We start from the raw sequence: 18,324 nt of genomic DNA on the forward strand, positions 1-18,324 counted from the left end.
CAGCGATCAATGCTCGCAACGAAGAGTGAAAAGCTGCACACTCTAGACATGTTGTGGGCAGGCAGGTCCGCTATCGAGATCGCGACGGCCGTCCGGCAGGGCGAGGTCACGGCCGCGGCCGTCGTCGAGGAGCACCTTCACGCCATCTCGGAGCGGGATTCCAAGATAGGGGCGTTCCGGCTGGTCAGAGAGCAGGCCGTGGACGAGGCGGAGGCCGTGCAGAAGCGGCGGGACCTGGCGGAGCTGCCGCTCGCCGGGGTGCCGGTGGCGGTGAAGGACAACCTGGAGGTCGCGGGCGAATCCACGCGCGGCGGCTCCGCTGTCACGGCGGACGTACCCGCGCCTAAAGACCACGAGACGGTGGCGCGCCTGCGGGCGGCGGGCGCGGTGGTCGTCGGCCTGACCAACCTGCCCGAGCTGGGGCTCGTCGCGTTCGGCGACAGCGCGTACGGTATCGTCCGCAACCCCTGGAACCCGTCGCGCACGCCCGGCGGCTCGTCGTCGGGCAGCGCCGCGGCCGTGGCGGCGGGCATGGTGCCGATCGCGCTCGGCAACGACGGTCTGGGCTCGTTGCGCATCCCGGCGGCCTGCTGCGGCGTGCTGGCCATCAAACCGGGCACCGGGCTGGTGCCCGCGCCGACCGACGACTGGGACACGCTCGCCGAGAACGGCCCGCTGGCCACGACCGCGTCCGACCTGTCGCTGGCGCTGTCCGTACTGGCCGCGGACCCGGCGCTGGCGCAGGCGTGGCGCGGCGGCAGGCGGGTCGAGCCGCGGTCGCCCATGTTGCGCTCGGTCTGGGCGGACGACGACGAGGTGTGGGAGGCGCAACCGCCTCCCGACAGCCCGGAGCCGTTCGACCTGCGGGTGGCCTACGCCCCCCAGCCGCTGCCCGCGGGACTGCCCATGGACCGGGAGTTCCAGGCTGCGGTGCGCGGGGCGGCGGAGACGTTGCGGGTGGCCGGGCACACGGTCGTCGAGCACGGCCGCATGCCCGTCTGGCTCGGCCCCGCCACGGTCGCCACCTGGCTCACCAGGGCGGCGGCCTCGGTGCACGGCCTGGACCGGCGCCGGCTCGAACGCCGCACCCGCGCGCTCGCCCGCGCGGGCAGGGTGCTCGGCGCGCTCAGGCTGGGCGGCGCCCGCGGCCGGGAACGCTGGCGCGCCTACGGCGCCGACCAGTGGTTCGGCGACGCCGATGTGCTGATCACGCCCGCCCTGGCCGCCATCCCGCCCAGAGCCGACCGCTGGGGCGAGCGCGGCTTCCTCCGCAACGCCCTGGCCAACATCAGGTACGCCCCCGCCGCCGGCCCCTGGAACCTGTGCGGCTGGCCCGCGATCACCGTCCCCATGGCCACGCACTCCAGCGCGATGCCCATCGGCGTCCAGCTCATCGCCCCGCCCGGCGGCGAACCCCACCTCCTCGGCCTGGCCGCCCAACTCCAGTCCGCCCACCCGCCGCTCCGGCCGCCCGGCTTCTCGTTCTGAGCCAGCAGAGCGCCGCGCCAAGGTGCCCGCCCCGTTCCGCGGTCGTACGGTGGCCCATGTCCGCATCGCCTTCACCGGCGAGACCGAGGAGGGCGAGCAGCTGTTGCGTCCCTTGCGCGCGATCGGCCCCCGACTGGTGGACACGGTGGGCGTGCTGCCCTACACCGCGTCGGACGCCATCCACAACGATCCGAAGCACCCGGCCGGGTACTTCGCGACGCACTCCCTGCTGCGCGAGCTGCCGCCGGAGTCGCTGGACGCGCTGCTCGACGCGGGCGACCACGTGGTCGAGGTCCGCCACCTCGGCGGCGCGTTGTCGAAGCCGCACGGGTCCCCCAACTCGGTCGGCAACAGGGACGCCCTCTACTTCGCGGGCGTGTTGTCCCCCGGCCTGGCCCCGGGCACGGACACGCGGGCCCTACGCGCGGCGCACGACCGGGTCAGGCAGGCGCTGACCCCCTGGTCCACCGGCGGCCGCGCGCTCAACTTCCTGTACGGCGAGAACGCCACCCCGGAGGAGGTGCGCAGGGCCTACGAGCCCGAGGACTACCAGCGCCTGGCCACCCTCAAGGCCCGATGGGACCCCGCGCACACCTTCCGCCTGAACCACAACATTCCGCCGGCCTGAGGACTCAGACGCCGACCGGATGCCAGACGGTCTTGGTCTCCAGGAACCGCGTCATCCGGCCGGTCCCCGGTTCGGCCGCCCAGTCCTCCGGGGAGGGGCGCAGGACGCGCTTGAGGTTCTCCGCCGCCTCCTGCTCGCACCGCACCGCCAGGTCGGCGTCCCCGACCCCGGTCAGGTCGATCCCGTTGACGTCCATGTGCGCCGCCAGCCAGGGAGCGAGCTCGGCCTGCCGCCCGGTGAGCACGTTGACCACGCCGCCGGGCAGGTCGGAGGTCGCCAGCACCTCGGCCAGCGTGATCGAGGCGAGCGGCGAGGGCTCGGAGGCGACCACGACACAGGTGTTGCCGGTCACGATCACCGGCGCGACCACGGACACCAGCCCGAGCAGCGGATCGGCGGGCGCCACCACGGCCACCACGCCGGTCGGCTCGGGCGACGACAGGTTGAAGTACGGCCCCGCCACCGGATTGGCCGTCCCGCGCACGGCAGCGATCTTGTCGGACCACCCCGCGTACCAGACCAGCCGATCGACCGTGGCGTCCACCTGCTCCAGCGCCGCCCGCTTGCCGCCGCCCAACTCCTCGGCGAACTGCCCGCGCCGCCCCTCCAGCATCTCGGCCACGCGGTAGACGACCTGCCCCCTGTTGTACGGGGTGGCGCCCGACCAGCCGGGGAACGCCTTGCGCGCGGCCACCACGGCGTCGCGGACGTCCTTGCGGGACGCCCACGAGGCGTTGGCCAGGAATTCGCCCTTGGGCGAGGTCACGGGGTAGGACCTCCCACTCTCAGAGCGCGGGAACGCCCCGCCGATGTACAGCTTGTAGGTCTTTCTGACGGACAACCTACTCATCGCCCCGCCCTCTCCACGTGGACTCCTCCGACAGCTCGACCGGCACGAAGACATGCCCGCACCGGCTCACGCCGCAGCGGTGGGCGTACCACCCGGTGCGTACGGGCCGTCCGGCCCGGGCGAAGGCGTGGCCGCGAGTGGCCTGCGCCCGCCGTTTCCCCCGGCGGGCCCGGCGATGCTCACACATCGAGGTACGCCTCCAACCCGTGCAATCCGCCTTCGCGGCCGTACCCGGATTCCTTGTAGCCGCCGAAGGGGCTGGCCGGGTCGAACTTGTTGAACGTGTTGGCCCACACCACTCCGGCCCTGAGCTTGTCGGCCATCCACAGGATGCGCGAGCCCTTCTCGGTCCAGATCCCTGCCGACAACCCGTACGGGGTGTTGTTGGCCTTCTCCACCGCCTCTGCCGGGGTGCGGAAGGTCAGCACCGACAACACCGGGCCGAAGATCTCGTCCCGGGCGATGCGGTGCGACTGCGCCACCCCGGTGAAGAGGGTCGGCGGGAACCAGAACCCCCTGGTCGGCAGCTCGCAGGCAGGGGACCACCGCTCGGCGCCCTCGCTCTCCCCGATGTCCGACATTTCGCGAATCTTGGCGAGCTGCTCGGCCGAGTTGATCGCCCCGATGTCGGTGTTCTTGTCCAGCGGATCACCCAGCCTGAGCGTGCCCAGCCGCCTGCGCAGCGCCTCCAGCAGCTCCTCCTGGATGGACTCCTGCACCAGGAGCCGCGATCCAGCGCAGCACACGTGGCCCTGGTTGAAGAAGATGCCGTTGACGATGCCCTCCACCGCCTGGTCGAGGGCGGCGTCGTCGAACACGATGTTGGCCGCCTTGCCGCCCAGCTCCAGGGTGAGCTTCTTGCCGGTGCCCGCCACCGTCCTGGCGATGATCCGGCCGACCTCGGTGGAGCCGGTGAAGGCCACCTTGTCCACGTCGGGATGCGCCACCACCGCCGCGCCGGTCTCCCCCGCGCCGGTGACGATGTTCACCACCCCGGGCGGCAGGTCGGCCTGGCGGCAGATGTCGGCGAACAGCAGCGCGGTCAACGGGGTCGTCTCGGCCGGCTTGAGCACCACCGTGTTCCCGCAGGCCAACGCCGGGGCGATCTTCCAGGCCAGCATCAGCAGCGGGAAGTTCCACGGGATCACCTGCCCGGCGACCCCCAGCGGCTTCGTCCCGAACCCGGCATGGGCCAGCTTGTCCGCCCAGCCCGCGTAGTAGAAGAAGTGTGCCGCCACCAGCGGCACGTCCACATCGCGCGACTCCCGGATCGGCTTGCCGTTGTCGAGAGACTCCAGAACGGCCAGCTCCCGGCCGCGTTCCTGGATGATCCGGGCGATCCGGAACAGATATTTGGCCCGCTCGCTGCCCGGCAGGCCGCTCCACACTCCGAACGCCTTACGCGCCGCCTGCACCGCGCGGTCCACGTCATCGGACGTGGCGGTGGCGATCTCGGCGAGGGTCTCCTCGGTCGCCGGATTTATCGTCTTAAATCCGGGCCCAGAGCCGTCCACGAATTCGCCGTTGATGAACAACCCATACGACGGAGCGAGGTCGACGATGTCGCGGGACTCGGGTGCGGGGGCGTACTCGAAGATCGCCATCATCAGTCCAGGGTGAAGTAGTCGGGACCGGCGTACCGGCCGGTGGCCAGCTTCTGCCGCTGCATCAGCAGATCGTTCAGCACCGAGGACGCGCCCAGCCGGAACCAGTCGGGCGTCAGCCAGTCGTCACCGGCCGTCTCGTTGACCAGGACGAGGTTCTTGATCGCGTCCTTCGTGGTGCGGATGCCGCCCGCGGGCTTCACGCCGACCTGCCGCCCGGTCCGGTCGCGGAAGTCGCGCACCGCCTCCAGCATCACCAGCGTCACCGGCAGCGTGGCCGCCGGGGACACCTTGCCGGTGGAGGTCTTGATGAAGTCGGCGCCCGCCAGCATCGCCAGCCAGGACGCCCGCCGCACGTTGTCGTAGGTGGCCAGCTCGCCCGTCTCCAGGATCACCTTCAGATGGGCCTGCCCGCAGGCGGCCTTCACCGCGACGATCTCCTCGAACACCTTCATGTAGTGCCCCGACAGGAACGCGCCCCGATCGATCACCATGTCGATCTCGTCGGCGCCGGCCGCCACCGCCAGGGCGGTGTCGCTCAGCTTGACTTCCACCGAGGTGCGGCCGCTCGGAAACGCGGTCGCCACCGAGGCGACCTTGACCCCGGACCCCCTCAGCGCCTCGACGGCCACCGCCACCAGGTCGGGATAGACGCACACGGCCGCCACCTTGGGCGCGCCGCCACCGGGATGCACGGCCTTGGTGCACATCGCGCGCACCTTACCGGTCGTGTCGGCCCCTTCCAGGGTCGTCAGGTCCACCATCGAGATGGCCAGGTCGATCGCCGCCGCCTTGGCCGTCGTCTTGATCGAACGGGTGCCGAGCACCGCCGCCCGCTGGTCCGCGCCCACCCGGTCGACTCCCGGCAGGCCATGCAGGAATGCTCGCAACGCCGCGTCGGACGAGGCGACGTCCGCGAGCGAGCTAGTCACAGTTGACACCAACACAGCATCGCCGACCAGGGCCTCGACCTCCAAACCGGGCGCCTTAGGAGGGTCTCGACCAGCGCCTAGGTATATGCCGTACGTCCCCGGGCGCGTAGATAAGGCATCCACCCGATGTGGCGGGCGGGGCCTTAGGCCGAGCATTAAAGGTGTCAGGAAGAAGCACGAAATTTCAGGAGACACCATGAACCCCGAGATCGAATACGAGCTCATGAAGAACCACGCCAGCGAGCTGCGCAAGGCCGCCGCCGAGCACCGCCGCGTACGGGAGGTGGAGCGGGCCAACAAGTCCGAGCGCCGCTCCCTGTTCGGCAAGCGCCGTTCCTCATGACCCCCCCACGAGTGCCCGGCCACATCGTTCCTTGTGGCCGGGCCTCTGTACCGCCATAAACGCGTCGAAATCAATCGATGAGGCATGACATGCTTGATGACATGCGGGGACGTTCTGTCAGTCCTGTCTTCGTCGGGCGGGAAGAGGAGCTGGCGGCTCTTTCGGAAAGCTTCGACCAGGCGAGAAAAGGTGTGGCGACGGCCGTCCTGCTCGGTGGCGAGGCCGGGGTCGGCAAGACCAGGCTCGTCCAACGCTTCGCCGAGCACTGCGCAGCCGGGGGCGCGCAGGTGCTCTACGGCGGATGCGTGGAGCTGTCCACGGAGGGCCTGGCGTACGCGCCTTTCACCGCCGCGCTCCGGCAGATCGTCAGGGAGCAGGGGCCGGCCGCCGTCGCCGCGCTGCTGCCGGAAGGCGCCGAACGCGACCTCGCGCGGCTGCTGCCGGAGTTCGGCGAGCCCAACGGCGACGGCGAGACCGACACCGGGCGTGCCCGGCTCTTCGAGCAGTTCCTCACGCTCCTCGAACGCCTGGCGGACAGCCGCCCCACCATCCTCGTCATCGAGGACCTCCACTGGGCCGACCGGTCCAGCCGCGACCTCATCGCCTTCCTCAGCCGCAACCTGCACGCCCCGCAGGTGCTGATCATCATGACCTACCGCTCCGACGACCTGCACCGGCAGCACCCGCTCAGACCGGTGCTGGCCGAGCTGGGCAGGGTCCACGGCGTGCACCGGCTCGATCTGCCCCGCCTGTCGAGGGACGAGGTCGCCCAGCAGATGACCGGGATCCTCGGCGAGGTCCCCGAATACGGCAAGGTCCAGAAGGTCTACGAACGCAGCGAGGGCATCCCGCTGTTCGTGGAGGCCATGCTGGAGGGCGGCGAGGACTGCACGTTCCCCGAGTCCATGCAGGACCTGATACTCAACTCCGTCGAGCGGCTGCCAGAGGAGACCCAGCGCGTGCTGCGCGTCTCGGCCGCCGGGGGGATCCGGGTCAGCCACGCGCTGCTGGCCGCCGTGAGCGGCCTGTCCGACGTCGAGCTGGAGACCGCGCTGCGCCCCGCCATCGCGGGCAACGTGCTGCAGATCGCCGACAACCGCGCCTACGTCTTCCGGCACGCCCTGATCCGCGAGGCCGTGCACGACGAGCTGCTGCCGGGCGAGCACCAGCGACTGCACGCCAGGTTCGCCGAGGAGATCTCCAAGAACCGCCGGCTCGTCCCGCCGGGCCGCGCCGCCGTCGAGCTGGCACACCACTGGTACGGCGCCCGCGACGACCACTGGGCACTGATCTCCGCGTGGGAGGCGGCCCAGAAGTCGTTCAAGGCGTTCGCGTACACCGAGGCCATCCCGCTGCTCGAACGCGTGCTCCTGCTCTGGGACCGGGTGCCCCACGCGGCGGAGCTCATCGGCGCGGACCACACCGCCGTGCTCGAACGCGCCTCGGAGGCCGCGAACGCCGTCGGCGACGTGGACAAGGGCGTGCGATTCGTCAGGGCCGCCTTGTCGGAGCTCGACGAGACCCAGGAACCTGAGCGCGTGGCCCAGCTCATCGTGCGCCGGGCATCGTTCAAGAAGTCCAAGGGCCAGCTCGGCGCCATGGACGACCTCAGGCACGCGTTGCGGCTCGTACCCGAGGACAGCCTCGACCGGGCCGAGGTCGTCACGCCGCTGAGCCGCGACCTCATGATGCGGGGCGAGATCGCCGAGGCGAGCGAGCTCATCGCCGAGGGCCTGCGCCTGGTCAGGGAGCACGGCGACCGGTGCCTGGAGTCCGACCTGCTGATGAACCTGGCGCTCGGCCACTCGCTCAACGGCGAGGGCGAGTCCACGATCGAGGTCAACCGGCAGGCGCTGGAGATCGGCCTGGAGGAGGACTCCGGCCGCCTGATCACCAGGGCGATCGGCAACAACATCGACGCGCTGATCGACATGGGCCGCGAAGAGGAGGCCCTGCGGGCGGCGGAGGACGGCTGGGAGATCGCCAAGAAGTACGGCAGACTCCGGGGCAGCGGCCTGTTCATCAAGAACAACTGGGCCGAGGCCCTGGAGGCGCTCGGCCGCTGGGACGAGGCCATCGAGATCGTCGAAGGCGCGCTCGGCCACGGGCCCGTCCTGCGCACCCGATACGCCCTGCTGCGGCTGCGCGCCGACATCGCCGTGGCAAGGGGCGAGGTGCAACTGGTCGAGGGCATCCTGTCGGAGATCGGCGTGTTCAAGGGGCGGCCAGAGGAGTTCGTCCAGGACATCACCAGCAACGCCCGCCTGCAGATCGGCTGGCACCTGCTCAGAGGCGAGCCCGGCGCCGCGCTGGGCGTGGCCGAGCGGGTGTTGTCGCAGCCCAGGCAGTCGAGCAAGGCCATGCTCGGCTGGCGACTGCTCGCCCTGCTCCGCGCCGTCTGCGACGCCGCCGAGGCCACCGAGCCGGAACGCGCCGCGGCGGTACGCCGGCACGCCGCGGAGGTGGCCGCCGAGTTGTCGGTGATCGGGCCGGTCGTGGAGGCGTACCGGCTGTCTTACTTGGGGGACTTCGACGCCGCGGCGGCGGGCTGGGAGCGGCTCAAGCGGCCCCACAACCAGGCCAGGGCCCTGCTGCGGGCGGCCGGCGTCGCCGCGCGCGGCGGTGACCGCGAGGGCGCGGCGGCCCGGCTGAAGGTGGCGCTCCCGCTGGCCAAGGCGTTGTGCGCCACCCCGCTGATCGAGGAGATCGAGGCTCTGTCCCGCCGGGTGGGGGGTGTCCAGCAGGAGCCGTCGGAGTTGCTGACGCCGCGCGAGCTGGAGGTGCTGCGCCTGGTGACCCAGGGCCGGACCAACCGGGACATCGCGGCCGAGCTGTTCATCTCGGCGAAGACGGTGAGCGTGCACGTGTCCAACATCCTCGCCAAGCTCAGCGTGCCCACCCGCGGCGAGGCCGCCGCCGCGGCCCACCGGCTGTCGCTGCTTTCCCAATAACGTTCGCTTAGAAGATCGCTTCTGCAAGGAGTACGACGCCGAAGACCGCGAACGCCGCGGCGGCGCCGTACCGGACGGCCTTCTCCGGCAGGTGCGCGCCCAGCAGCCGCCCCACCAGGATGGCCAGCGCGTCCGCCGCCACCATGCCCACGGTCGAGCCGATCCAGGTGCCGACCCACCCGTGCTGCGTGGCCAGCGTGATGGTGGCCAGCATGGTCTTGTCGCCCAGCTCGCTCAGAAAGAACGCCACAGTCACCGCGACCAGGACGTTCCTGGTGGCGCGCTGGGCCTTGCGCGACTCGTTCTCACTCAGCTCGTCCCCGCGCAACGTCCACCAGGCGAACCCGAGGAAGGCCAGCCCGGCCACCACCGAGATGGCCGTCGTCGGCAACGCGTCCCCGATCAGGCCACCCAGAGCGACACTGACCAGGTGGACGACGGTCGTGGCGATCGTGATGCCCAAGAGCACAGGCCAGGTCTTGAAACGGGTGGCGAACGTCATCGCCATCAACTGGCTCTTGTCACCGAGTTCGGCCACGAAAATGACGACAAGACTGATCCAGAACGCTTCCAACGGTCCTCTTCCGCGCGACCGAGCCGGAAGCTGGAACCCGGGGAGATATTCGGGCACGACTTCGGCCCGGCAGCGTCTTTGTCATGGCTGCCAGGCCGAAGGTCTCGTCCGCCCGTCTGAGGCCCGCGTGACCGGGCGCGATGAAGCGCCAGTATGTCGATCACACGATTGGGACTACTCCCCTTCGGTAATTCCAACACACCATAACAGGTCCAACCCGACGCCTTATTCCGGCAAGGAACAGCCGACCAGCGTCGGTTCGTTGACCAGCGTGACCCCGAACTTCTCCCGCACCCCGTCCCGGACCTCCCTGGCCAGTCCCAGCAGGTCGGCCGTGGTGGCGGTGCCGTTGGGATTGGTGAGGGCGAGCGTGTGCTTGGTGGAGATGCGTACGGGCCCGCGTTCGTACCCCTTCGGGAAGCCCGCCTGCTCGATCAACCAGGCGGCGGGCACCTTGACCGCCCCGTCAGGCATGTCCCAGCGCGGATGCCCGGGAGCCCGCACCGCCAGCTCCACGGCCTCCGCCGACGAGAGCACGGGATTGGTGAAGAACGACCCGGCACTACGGGTGTCGGGATCGTCCGGATCGAGCACCATTCCTTTGCCCCGCCGCAGCCCCAGAACCGCCTCACGCGCCCGTTCGAGTGGCACCCGCCCCCCGACCTCGGCGTGCAGCCTCCCGGCCAGCTCCTCGTACACCACCGGCCCGGACATTTCCGAAATATCCAGCGCGTACGTCACCGCCAGCACCACATACCGCGCCAGATCGCGCTTGAAGGCACTGTCCCGGTACGAGAACCCGCACTGCCGCGCCTCCACATCGACCACCTGCCTGGTGCGCCGGTCGTAGGCCCGCACGCAGTGGATGGTCTGGGACACCTCCTGCCCGTAGGCGCCGACGTTCTGGATGGGCGTCGAACCCACCTGCCCGGGAATGCCCGACATGCATTCGATGCCCGACCACCCTTCGGCCACCGCGCGGGCGACCAGCGGGTCCCAGTCCTCGCCCGCCTCGACCGTGATCTGCACCTGCTCGCCGTCACGCGAGACGGACACGCCCTCGGTGGCGACCTTGACGACCAGCCCGTCGAACCCCTCGTCGGACACCACCACGTTGCTGCCCCCGCCGAGCACCAGCGTGGGCACCGCGTTCATGTCGGCCTCGGCTATCAGCGAAACGAGCTGCTCCGCCGTGTTCGCTTCGGCGAAGTCGCGGGCGGGGCCGCCCAGACGCAACGTGGTATAAGGCGCGAGCATCTCCATGGGCAACTAGCTTATGAGGCTCGCAGGATCCGCAGTACCTCGTCGTAGTTGCGCTGGGACTCGCGTTCCCGGTACTCGGGGGACACGTCATGCACGCCCAGCCGTGCCACCGGCAACGATTCGTGCGGCACGACCAGCTCGCCGTGCAGGCCGAGCGAGAGCTCCAGATCGGCGTACTGGCCGTAGTCGGCGTCCGCTGGCACCGCAGCGAGCGCCGCTGACCTGCGTACCGCCATCAACTCCCCGGTCAACGCCGGGACCTTGCCAGGTCCCGCCTCCAGACACGCGCCGTCCAGCGGCTCCATGCCCCTCCACCCGGCCGCCACCGCCCCCTCCACGACGGCCGCGACCAGCGGCGTCAGCGCGTCGCCGCACAGCATGAGGCTCGTCTCCATCAGCACGTGCACCTCGGCCACATCGAGCTGCAGCAGCTTGGTACGGCTCTCGCCCCAGGTCGCCGTGCCCCCTCGCCAGTGCGGCGCCTCGGCGACATGCCATTCGGCGATCCGGTCCGGATATCTGGCCGCCAGGCCGCGCAGCACGTCGCCGGCGCCGTCGACGTTGCCCAGGTCGAGGGCCAGCACCCGGGCGTGCGTGTGGTCGATCACGGACTGCACGCACTTCTCCACGTCCTCGGGCCAGCCGTCGACGAGCAGCCCCACGGCGGCGGTCACGTCCTTGGTCTCCACGCGCTGGCGCTCGGTGGTGACGCCGAGCTCGTCGAGGCGGTTGGTGGCCAGCGTGCCGTCCCAGATCTGCTGGGCGTGCAACATGTCCTGCTCGATCCGCGCGGGCCGCAGGTGCGCGGGAGGCTTGGCGTCGGTCACGGCGGACACCGGAATCGACCGAACCGTGGGCCAGACTTGCCCCGCACCATCACTCATACGGACACGCTGTACCCGAGTCCCGCACGACATATCCTCTATTTTCCGGATATATCAGGACAATCTGGCCTCGGTGCGGATCAGGACAACTGCACCACCGCACGAGCCTTGGACAACACCCGCGCATCGCCCGTCTTGGCGGTGAGCCCGATGACCACCCGCTTGTCCCCGAGCTTCTCCTCCACCACCCCGCTGACCGAGATCGTGGCGCCCTGATCATCATCGGGAACGACCACCATCGACGAGAACCGCACCCCGAAGTCGATCACCGCACCAGGATCCCCGGCCCAGTCGGTGACGAACCGACCGGCCTGCGCCATCGTGAACATCCCATGCGCGATCACATCAGGCAGCCCGACCATCTTGGCGAACCGCTCGTTCCAGTGGATCTGGTTGAAGTCTCCGGAGGCTCCGGCGTACATCACCAGGTTGAGCCTGCGCACGTGGTAGTCCACGGCCGGGATCTCCTGCCCGACCTCGACCTGGTCGTACTTCACCGTGGCGGTCATCTCAGCGGGCCCCTCCACGCTCGACGATCGTGTTGTAGGTGACGCAGACCGGCTCGCCCTCGACGGTCGTCACATCGCTGCGCACCGTCAGCAGCTCGTTGCGCCCGGCGGTCCTGATGTCGGTGATCGTCGCCGTCGTGACCAGCTCGTCACCCGCGTAGACGGGCCGCACGTACTCGAAGCGCTGCTCGCCGTGGACCACCATGGCGAAGTTCAGCCCCAGCTCGGGATCGACCAGCGCCTCGCCCCCGCTCTGCAGGCTGAATACGATGGGGAACGTCGGCGGCGCGATCACATCGCGATACCCGGCGGCCAGGGCAGCCTCTTTGTCGCGATAAACCGGATTATTGTCACCGATCGCGGCCGCGAATTCCCTGATCTTCACCCGGCTGACCTCGTAAGGGGCGCTGGGCGGATAGGTCCTGCCCACGAAGTCACGATTCAAGGCCATCAGTGCTCCCTCGCATGTCTCCAGCCCGAAGCGCTGCTGAGCCCGACGCTAACAGAACAAGGTTCGGCTGTCCCCACCCATGACCGCCTTTTTGCCCGCCCGCCCCTGTCAAAACCTCCATCTTGTACGGCGGAGCCAAGCAGGCCGCCACCCGCCGACCATGGCTGAGGGCCTCGAGGAATACGCCCGCTGACCGGTGCGGGGTCCCCGCCGTTACGCGCGCCCGCTTGACCGCCTGGGTGGTAACCCCGGCACCCACGATCCCACCGGAACGCGCCACCGACGCACCCGCCACCTCCGGCAGATGCGTGCACCCACGACCTCAATGAAGACGGGCACCAACCGGCTGGCCCAAGGAGCGACGGCCGGTAGACACGACGAACCGGCGCCCTGCTAGGGGACGCCGGTTGCGCGATATGAGGATATGAGGGGGCAGTAGCCCCTACCCCGGAGACCGGGTTATCGGGTCTCGCGGTGCGCGCGGTGGCAGCGGCAGTTGGGGCAGTATTTCTTCAGCTCAAGCCGATCCGGGTCGTTGCGCCGGTTCTTCCGCGTGATGTAGTTGCGGTGCTTGCACTCCTGGCAGGCCAGCGTGATCTTCGGCCTAACGTCGGTGGCAGCCACTTGGGAGTGCCTTTCTACGTTCGGGACATGGACACGCCCGTGCCCAGGCCGATCGACCTGGGAATGGGCAGTAGCGGAGGCCGGACTTGAACCGGCGACACAACGATTATGAGCCGTTTGCTCTGCCTGACTGAGCTACTCCGCCTTTGAGCCGGTAACGACCCCGGCCCGTAGAGGATACCCGAAGCGGCGAGCACATTCGTAACTCACCTGATCGGGTTGGGTGCCCCCAGTATGCCCCAGGAACCCCCGACAACCGAAATCCAAAACCAAAAGCCCCACCTGTCGGTGAGGCCCATCGATGGTGCGAGCCCCCAAACGGAATCGAACCGTTGACCTTCTCCTTACCATGGAGACGCTCTGCCGACTGAGCTATAGGGGCCTGTCCGGCGCTGCGGACAGGTGTAACCATACACGGCACTCAGCGATGACGCGAACTCGTTCCGGCCCTCGCGGGGGGCTCCGACCTCCTCCGCACGGGCAGTTCGATCACCTCGCACAGATCGGCCAGATCGAGGTGTCCGGCCACCTCCGCGACGGTCGTGCAGTCGGCGACGAGCCACCCGTGCCGACGCACCCGCAGCACCTGCCGCCCGGCACGCACGACCCCCACGACCTCGTAGCCGTCGAGGCCGACCCATCGCCTGTCCATAGCGGCACAGAGTAGCCGCAGGGTCTCTCATTTTCCGCCACGCCACACGCGTTACAGCCATACCAAGTCGGCACCAAGAAGGGCCCAAGAGCCCGGGCGCACGCTGGTGCCATCCCAAGAGAAGGAGCGCCACATGGCCCCCAACCTGCTCGCAATGCGCATCAACCACCGCGCCATGCGCGCCGACACCCGCAAACTCGCCACCGTCGTGAACGAGATCGCCGCCGGCGAACAGCAAGCCGGCTCGGCGAGGCACGCCGCCATCCACGCCTTCGCCCGCGACCTGTGCGAGGGCATCCACCACCATCACACGGCGGAGGACGAGGTCCTCTGGCCGATCATCGTCCGGTCGGCCGGCGCCGAAGTGGACCTGAGCGACCTCACCGACGACCACGCCGCACTCGACCCGCTGCTGCAGGAGATCATCCAGACCGCGGCCATCCTCGGCACGGACGCGGCGGCCCCGAAGCGGCTGGCCAAGTCCCTCGGCACCCTCGCCGACCTGCTCGACGAGCACATCGAGGAGGAGGAACGGCTGGTGTTCCCGGTCATCCTCAAGTACGTCTCGGAGGCGGACTGGCACAAGGTCGAGGAGGCCGCACGCAAGGGCAGCAAGCTGTCCTTCGACGTGCCCAGGATCGCCCAGTACGCCCACCCGGACGAGATGGACGAACTCCGCAGAACAGCAGGCCTGGCGCTCCGGATCCTCCTCAGACTCCTCAACCCCGGCCACCAGCGTCGCCAGCGGCTGATCTTCGGCTAGAGCCGGGGCCAAGCCGATCACCGCCACCCGCCGCCGCCCTTGCCCAGTGCGGCGACCCGACCAGCCCGGCCACCTCGACAGCCCTGGCGTAGTGTCCGGCACCGTCCAACCCCAGCACCCCCGCCAGATCCCCCAGCACCAGCGCCACCGGCCCCAGGGCGACCGATCCGCTCTGCATCCCCGCCACCTCCCCGTCCCACGGCGCCAGGTTCCGGTAACAGCGCTCGGCCACCTCACGATCCCCCAGCGCCACGGCGGTCATCGCCCGCTGCGTCTCCCAGAGCAACCAGTAGTAGTCCCGAGGATGCGGCTCGTCAGGCCGCCAGATCCGTCTGGCGGCCGCCGGCTCGCCACTGGCGGCCAGCACCCCGGCATACAACTCGGCCATCCCGGATCGAGGCACCTGCTCGTAGTGCGCCGCGATCTCGTCCACCGACCGGTGCGCGTCCCCGCGAGCGCAACGCACCACGTACCGTCCCAGCAGCCCGATCGCCTCCGCGTTGGCGCCCCCGCGCTCGGCCATCTGCTCGGCCAGCCACGTGTAAGCGGCCTCGGCCGCGTCGAACTCGCCCGCCACGAGCTGCCGCATCGCCCCGAACAACGTCAGCACCGTCAACGCCAGCCCCAACTGCCCGCTGGTCGAGACCCGTACCCCTTCGTCGGCGTGATGCGTGGCGGCGGCCAGGTCGTTGCGCCCGAGCGCGTTCATCATCAGTGACAGGTGTCCCAAGGTCAGGTAGCCGACCAGCCGATGCGTCCGGCCCAGTTCGAGCAACTCGGATCCGACAGCTGCCAGCTCGTCCCGCCGTTCGGGTGAGAGCACGGCGAAGTAGCGCGCGTTGAGCGCGAGGCAGAGCAGATCCGGCCGCCCCAGCCGCCGCGCCAGCGACACCGCCTCAGCCCCAGCCGCGTCGACCCGGGCGTCGTCGTGGCTCTCCACGGCGAAGACGAGTGCGGCAAGCAGGCGGCAACGCGTCGCGTCATCGGGATCCGCACCCAGCTCGGCCTCAACGGCCGCCACGAACCCCTCGTCGAGCCGCACGTCCTGCTGGATCGACCACGTCACAGGCGCATCGAACGAGGTCAACGCCCGAGCCACAGCACCGGCCCGCGGCCCACTGTCCTTGCCCTCGCCCCCGAGCCGCAGCCCGAGCTCCACGGCCTCGCTCCTGGCCGCGACCGCGCCCACCACGTCACCGGCGTGCCCCAGCGCCGACACCAGCCCGCACAACAGCTCGAGCCGGGTCTCATCGTCCCCCGCCAGCTCCAGCGCCGCCCGCCACAACGCCGCCGCCTCCCGGTGCGCATGCAACCCGGACGCCTGGACGGCCGCCGCCCGCGCATACCGGATCGCACTGGGCGAAGCCGCTTCAAGCGCGTGATGGGCCAGTGCGGCCACGTCCGCCGGACGTACCCGCTCAAGAGCCGTCACCACCCGCCCATGCAGCCGAGTGCGGCGAATCCGCGCCGTGTCCTCATAAAGCGCCTGCCGCACCAGAACGTGCGCGAACCGCACCCGCCCAGGCCCCGGCTCGGCCAGCAGCCCGGTCATGACCCCGGCTTCGACCCCGTCGGACACCGTCTCCTCGTCCCCGTCGTGCAGCGCGATCAGCACGTCCACGTCCGCGTCCCGGCCGACGATGGCGGCGTTGCGCAACACGGTCTGCGCGGTCGCGGGCAGCCGGGCGATCCTGCGCCGGATCAGGTCGCGAACGCCGGGCGGCAACGCCGAGGCGGCGGCGGGCCCTTCGGCGGCGAGCAGCCGGGCGATCTCGCAGACGAACAGCGGGTTGCCGAGCGTGCGTTCCGTGATGGTACGGACGGTCGCCGCGTCCAGCTCGCGTTCGCAATGCACGGCGATCAGGGTCGCGACGTCGGCCTCGTCGAGCCCGGCCAGCTCCAGGTGCCGGCTGCCGGCGGCGAGCGCGGCCAGCGTGGCGGCCAGGTCGTCGTTGATCTCCGCAGGCCGATAGGTGGCGATCACCAGCAACCGGGCGGACGGCTCGAGATGCCGCAGCAGATGCAACGTCTCGCCGTCGGCACGATGCACATCCTCCAGCACCACGACCAGCGGCGCATGCGCCGCCAGATACCCCGCCACTGCCCTGGCCAGCTGGAACTGGCTCTGAATCGCGACACCGTCGTGCAACAGCGGCGCCAGCCTGGCGGGCTCGTCAGGCGCCCCGGCGGCGGCCAGTTGCCGTACGATCTCGCTCCACGCCCAGGCCGGCGGCGCGTCACCGTCGATCTCCGGGCAGCGCCCGACCGCCACCCGCCACCCACGTCCGGCCAGCTCCGCCGCGAACGCCTCGGCCAGCGCGCTCTTCCCCGCGCCCGGCTCGCCTCCCAGCCACACCGTCCGGTGCACGGGCTGCTCGGCCTCTGTACGCAGGATCGCGAGCTCGCGTGCCCGGCCGACGAGCGCGGGCTGCGGCCGGAGCGCGGGCCTGGCCTGCACCTGTTCGACGAGTTCGGGCGCGTGCAGCGAATCGGACTGGCGCAAGATGTCCTGTTCGAGGGCGCGTAAGACCGGGCCGGGGTCGACGCCGAGTTCGTCGGCCAGGTGCTCGCGGGCCTGGCGTAACACGGCCAGCGCGTCGGCCTGGCTGCCCGAGCGGTAGTGGGCCAGGGCGAGCAGGCGTACCGCGTTCTCCCGAAGCGGGTTCTGCGCGGCGTGCCGGCGCAGCTCGGGCACCACCTCGGCGTGCCGGCCCAGCAGGAGCGCGGCCTCGGCGCGATACTCCACGGCGATCAACCGGAGCTCGCCCAACCGGCTCGCCTCGACCTCCGCCCAGTCATCGGCGAACTCCCCGTAGGCGGGCCCGGTCCACCACCCCAGCGCATGTTCGAGCAGGTCGTAGGCGACCGCACCCTCGCCCCGCTTCAGCGCGGCGCCGGCCGTGTCGATCAGCCCCGGCAACCGCCACGCGTCCACCGCGTCCTCCTGCAGGCACAGCCGGTAACCGGGCGGCGCACTCACGATCACGGTGGCCGGAGCCCGCGGCGGACGATCCGGCTCCAGCACGCGGCGCAGGTTCGAGACGTAGACCTGGAGGGCGGCCAGCGCCTTGGGCGGCGGTTGCCCCTGCCACAGGTCGTCGATGAACCGGTCGGTCGACACCACCTGGCCGCCGGCCGCCACCAGCCGCGCGATCACCGCTCGTTGCCTGGCGGACCCGAGGTCAAGGGGGCGCCCGTGCAGCGTGGCCTGGAGCGGTCCAAGGATGTGGAGGTCGAGCATGGGCACCCTTTGGTCAGTAGCGGTAGAAGCCCGCGAAATCCTTCTTCCGCGCGATGTCGTCGATGCGCACGACGGCCCCGGTCTCGGGTGCGTTCATCATCTTCCCATGGCCCAGATAGATGCCTACATGGTGAGTTTTGACGGATTTTTTCGTGATTTTTCCGAAGAAAACCAGGTCTCCTGGTACGGCCGACGCGACCCGCCGCATCTTCCGTACCTGATCGTTGGTGGTCCCCGGCCCCAGCACGTCAGCCCCGTGCGCCTGCGCGTAGACCCACCTGGCGAAGCCCGAGCAGTCGAGCCCCCTCGTCCTGGCGGCCGGGCAGGGCCTGACCGCTCCCCGGTACCCCTCGCACGTGCCCTTCGACGGCCCGGGCTCCGCGTCGTGGCCGCCGCCCCACGAGTACGCGATGTCGCGGTGCCCGATCTCGTAGGCGAGCCGGACGATCGTGTGCGGCACGTACAGGTCGAGCGGCACGGAGGCGGTGGCGGTCAGCAGAACCAACGCCGCCACCACGGCCGACCGCCGCCTCAAGGCGGCACCGGCTGAGTCCCGCCCCATCCCGC

General features: G+C 70.2%; 18 protein-coding genes and 2 tRNA genes. 5 read left to right on the forward strand and 15 right to left on the reverse strand.

Annotation, left to right across the window (positions count from 1 at the left end):
* The first annotated feature begins 48 nt into the window (after nt 1–48).
* Nucleotides 49–1,488 carry an amidase gene (locus tag ACFLIM_RS34650; RefSeq protein ID WP_393172590.1) on the forward strand — a complete coding sequence of 480 codons (1,440 nt, stop codon included), beginning with the start codon at nt 49–51 and terminating at the stop codon, nt 1,486–1,488.
* A 49-nt stretch (nt 1,489–1,537) separates the two neighbouring features.
* Nucleotides 1,538–2,116 (forward strand): BBE domain-containing protein, encoded by a 579-nt coding sequence (locus tag ACFLIM_RS34655; protein WP_393172591.1) that lies wholly within the window; start codon nt 1,538–1,540, stop codon nt 2,114–2,116.
* A gap of 4 nt (nt 2,117–2,120) precedes the next feature.
* Here ACFLIM_RS34655 and ACFLIM_RS34660 read toward each other — a convergent pair whose 3' ends face one another.
* The 4 genes from ACFLIM_RS34660 to deoC are packed head-to-tail and all read right to left on the reverse strand — an operon-like array spanning nt 2,121 to nt 5,502.
* Nucleotides 2,121–3,020, reverse strand: coding sequence for an aldehyde dehydrogenase family protein (locus ACFLIM_RS34660; RefSeq protein ID WP_393172592.1), 900 nt, complete (start codon nt 3,018–3,020; stop codon nt 2,121–2,123).
* Complete coding sequence (locus ACFLIM_RS34665; protein WP_393172640.1) at nt 2,959–3,153, reverse strand: hypothetical protein; 195 nt, start codon at nt 3,151–3,153, stop codon at nt 2,959–2,961. The genes ACFLIM_RS34660 and ACFLIM_RS34665 overlap by 62 nt, the downstream gene beginning before the upstream one ends.
* Entirely contained in the window at nt 3,146–4,573 is a 1,428-nt protein-coding gene (locus ACFLIM_RS34670; RefSeq protein ID WP_393172593.1) for an aldehyde dehydrogenase family protein, read from the reverse strand. Before ACFLIM_RS34670 ends, ACFLIM_RS34665 begins: the two co-directional genes overlap by 8 nt.
* Nucleotides 4,573–5,502 carry a deoxyribose-phosphate aldolase gene (gene deoC, locus ACFLIM_RS34675; protein WP_393172594.1) on the reverse strand — a complete coding sequence of 310 codons (930 nt, stop codon included), beginning with the start codon at nt 5,500–5,502 and terminating at the stop codon, nt 4,573–4,575. The genes ACFLIM_RS34670 and deoC overlap by 1 nt, the downstream gene beginning before the upstream one ends.
* Before the next feature lie 196 nt (nt 5,503–5,698).
* Here deoC and ACFLIM_RS34680 point away from each other — a divergent pair, with 196 nt between their 5' ends.
* Together ACFLIM_RS34680 and ACFLIM_RS34685 are read left to right on the forward strand one after the other, a co-directional pair.
* Complete coding sequence (locus ACFLIM_RS34680) at nt 5,699–5,845, forward strand: hypothetical protein (RefSeq protein ID WP_393172595.1); 147 nt, start codon at nt 5,699–5,701, stop codon at nt 5,843–5,845.
* Between the two features lie 101 nt (nt 5,846–5,946).
* Nucleotides 5,947–8,796 carry an ATP-binding protein gene (locus ACFLIM_RS34685; protein WP_393172596.1) on the forward strand — a complete coding sequence of 950 codons (2,850 nt, stop codon included), beginning with the start codon at nt 5,947–5,949 and terminating at the stop codon, nt 8,794–8,796.
* 7 nt (nt 8,797–8,803) lie between these two features.
* Here the strand turns inward: ACFLIM_RS34685 and ACFLIM_RS34690 are convergent, their stop codons facing one another.
* From ACFLIM_RS34690 to ACFLIM_RS34730, 9 genes are all read right to left on the reverse strand, one after another.
* Nucleotides 8,804–9,370, reverse strand: a complete 567-nt coding sequence (locus tag ACFLIM_RS34690; protein ID WP_393172597.1) for a TMEM165/GDT1 family protein — start codon at nt 9,368–9,370, stop codon at nt 8,804–8,806.
* 225 nt (nt 9,371–9,595) lie between these two features.
* Complete coding sequence (locus ACFLIM_RS34695) at nt 9,596–10,633, reverse strand: UDP-N-acetylmuramate dehydrogenase (RefSeq protein WP_393172598.1); 1,038 nt, start codon at nt 10,631–10,633, stop codon at nt 9,596–9,598.
* 11 nt (nt 10,634–10,644) lie between these two features.
* Nucleotides 10,645–11,460, reverse strand: coding sequence for a hypothetical protein (locus tag ACFLIM_RS34700; protein WP_393172599.1), 816 nt, complete (start codon nt 11,458–11,460; stop codon nt 10,645–10,647).
* Between the two features lie 137 nt (nt 11,461–11,597).
* Nucleotides 11,598–12,026: a MaoC family dehydratase gene (locus tag ACFLIM_RS34705; protein ID WP_393172600.1), complete on the reverse strand. Its 429-nt coding sequence runs from the start codon at nt 12,024–12,026 to the stop codon at nt 11,598–11,600.
* 1 nt (nt 12,027) lies between these two features.
* The gene (locus ACFLIM_RS34710; protein WP_393172601.1) at nt 12,028–12,477 is read right to left on the reverse strand and encodes a MaoC family dehydratase N-terminal domain-containing protein; all 450 of its coding nucleotides are present in this window, start codon (nt 12,475–12,477) and stop codon (nt 12,028–12,030) included.
* A gap of 459 nt (nt 12,478–12,936) precedes the next feature.
* The gene (gene rpmG / locus ACFLIM_RS34715; RefSeq protein WP_019632658.1) at nt 12,937–13,101 is read right to left on the reverse strand and encodes a 50S ribosomal protein L33; all 165 of its coding nucleotides are present in this window, start codon (nt 13,099–13,101) and stop codon (nt 12,937–12,939) included.
* Nucleotides 13,102–13,172: 71 nt separating this feature from the next.
* A tRNA-Met gene (locus ACFLIM_RS34720) sits at nt 13,173–13,246 on the reverse strand.
* A gap of 164 nt (nt 13,247–13,410) precedes the next feature.
* Nucleotides 13,411–13,483: transfer RNA gene (locus tag ACFLIM_RS34725), tRNA-Thr, on the reverse strand.
* Nucleotides 13,484–13,522: 39 nt separating this feature from the next.
* Nucleotides 13,523–13,753, reverse strand: a complete 231-nt coding sequence (locus ACFLIM_RS34730; protein WP_393172602.1) for a transposase — start codon at nt 13,751–13,753, stop codon at nt 13,523–13,525.
* Nucleotides 13,754–13,886: 133 nt separating this feature from the next.
* On the opposite strand from ACFLIM_RS34730, the gene ACFLIM_RS34735 reads away from it, so the two are divergent.
* Nucleotides 13,887–14,516 carry a hemerythrin domain-containing protein gene (locus ACFLIM_RS34735; RefSeq protein WP_393172603.1) on the forward strand — a complete coding sequence of 210 codons (630 nt, stop codon included), beginning with the start codon at nt 13,887–13,889 and terminating at the stop codon, nt 14,514–14,516.
* Here ACFLIM_RS34735 and ACFLIM_RS34740 read toward each other — a convergent pair.
* Both ACFLIM_RS34740 and ACFLIM_RS34745 read right to left on the reverse strand, forming a co-directional pair.
* On the reverse strand, nt 14,473–17,757 hold the full coding sequence (locus ACFLIM_RS34740; RefSeq protein ID WP_393172604.1) for a BTAD domain-containing putative transcriptional regulator: 3,285 nt from the start codon (nt 17,755–17,757) through the stop codon (nt 14,473–14,475). The genes ACFLIM_RS34735 and ACFLIM_RS34740 overlap by 44 nt on opposite strands.
* A 13-nt stretch (nt 17,758–17,770) precedes the next feature.
* A complete protein-coding gene (locus ACFLIM_RS34745) occupies nt 17,771–18,319 on the reverse strand; it encodes a C40 family peptidase (RefSeq protein ID WP_393172605.1) in 549 nt (182 codons plus the stop codon).
* Between the last annotated feature and the right edge of the window lie 5 nt (nt 18,320–18,324).

Source organism: Nonomuraea marmarensis, assembly GCF_043197025.1.
GTDB lineage: Bacteria > Actinomycetota > Actinomycetes > Streptosporangiales > Streptosporangiaceae > Nonomuraea > Nonomuraea marmarensis.

Excerpts from the sequence above, each read along its gene's own strand:
- ACFLIM_RS34650 (WP_393172590.1), top strand. The coding sequence starts at position 49 with ATGTTGTGGGCAGGCAGGTCCGCTATCGAGATCGCGACGGCCGTCCGG.
- ACFLIM_RS34660 (WP_393172592.1), bottom strand. The coding sequence starts at position 3,020 with ATGTCTTCGTGCCGGTCGAGCTGTCGGAGGAGTCCACGTGGAGAGGGC.
- ACFLIM_RS34665 (WP_393172640.1), bottom strand. The coding sequence starts at position 3,153 with ATGTGTGAGCATCGCCGGGCCCGCCGGGGGAAACGGCGGGCGCAGGCC.
- ACFLIM_RS34670 (WP_393172593.1), bottom strand. The coding sequence starts at position 4,573 with ATGATGGCGATCTTCGAGTACGCCCCCGCACCCGAGTCCCGCGACATC.
- ACFLIM_RS34680 (WP_393172595.1), top strand. The coding sequence starts at position 5,699 with ATGAACCCCGAGATCGAATACGAGCTCATGAAGAACCACGCCAGCGAG.
- ACFLIM_RS34685 (WP_393172596.1), top strand. The coding sequence starts at position 5,947 with ATGCGGGGACGTTCTGTCAGTCCTGTCTTCGTCGGGCGGGAAGAGGAG.
- ACFLIM_RS34695 (WP_393172598.1), bottom strand. The coding sequence starts at position 10,633 with ATGGAGATGCTCGCGCCTTATACCACGTTGCGTCTGGGCGGCCCCGCC.
- ACFLIM_RS34705 (WP_393172600.1), bottom strand. The coding sequence starts at position 12,026 with ATGACCGCCACGGTGAAGTACGACCAGGTCGAGGTCGGGCAGGAGATC.
- ACFLIM_RS34710 (WP_393172601.1), bottom strand. The coding sequence starts at position 12,477 with ATGGCCTTGAATCGTGACTTCGTGGGCAGGACCTATCCGCCCAGCGCC.
- ACFLIM_RS34730 (WP_393172602.1), bottom strand. The coding sequence starts at position 13,753 with ATGGACAGGCGATGGGTCGGCCTCGACGGCTACGAGGTCGTGGGGGTC.
- ACFLIM_RS34735 (WP_393172603.1), top strand. The coding sequence starts at position 13,887 with ATGGCCCCCAACCTGCTCGCAATGCGCATCAACCACCGCGCCATGCGC.
- ACFLIM_RS34740 (WP_393172604.1), bottom strand. The coding sequence starts at position 17,757 with ATGCTCGACCTCCACATCCTTGGACCGCTCCAGGCCACGCTGCACGGG.
- ACFLIM_RS34745 (WP_393172605.1), bottom strand. The coding sequence starts at position 18,319 with ATGGGGCGGGACTCAGCCGGTGCCGCCTTGAGGCGGCGGTCGGCCGTG.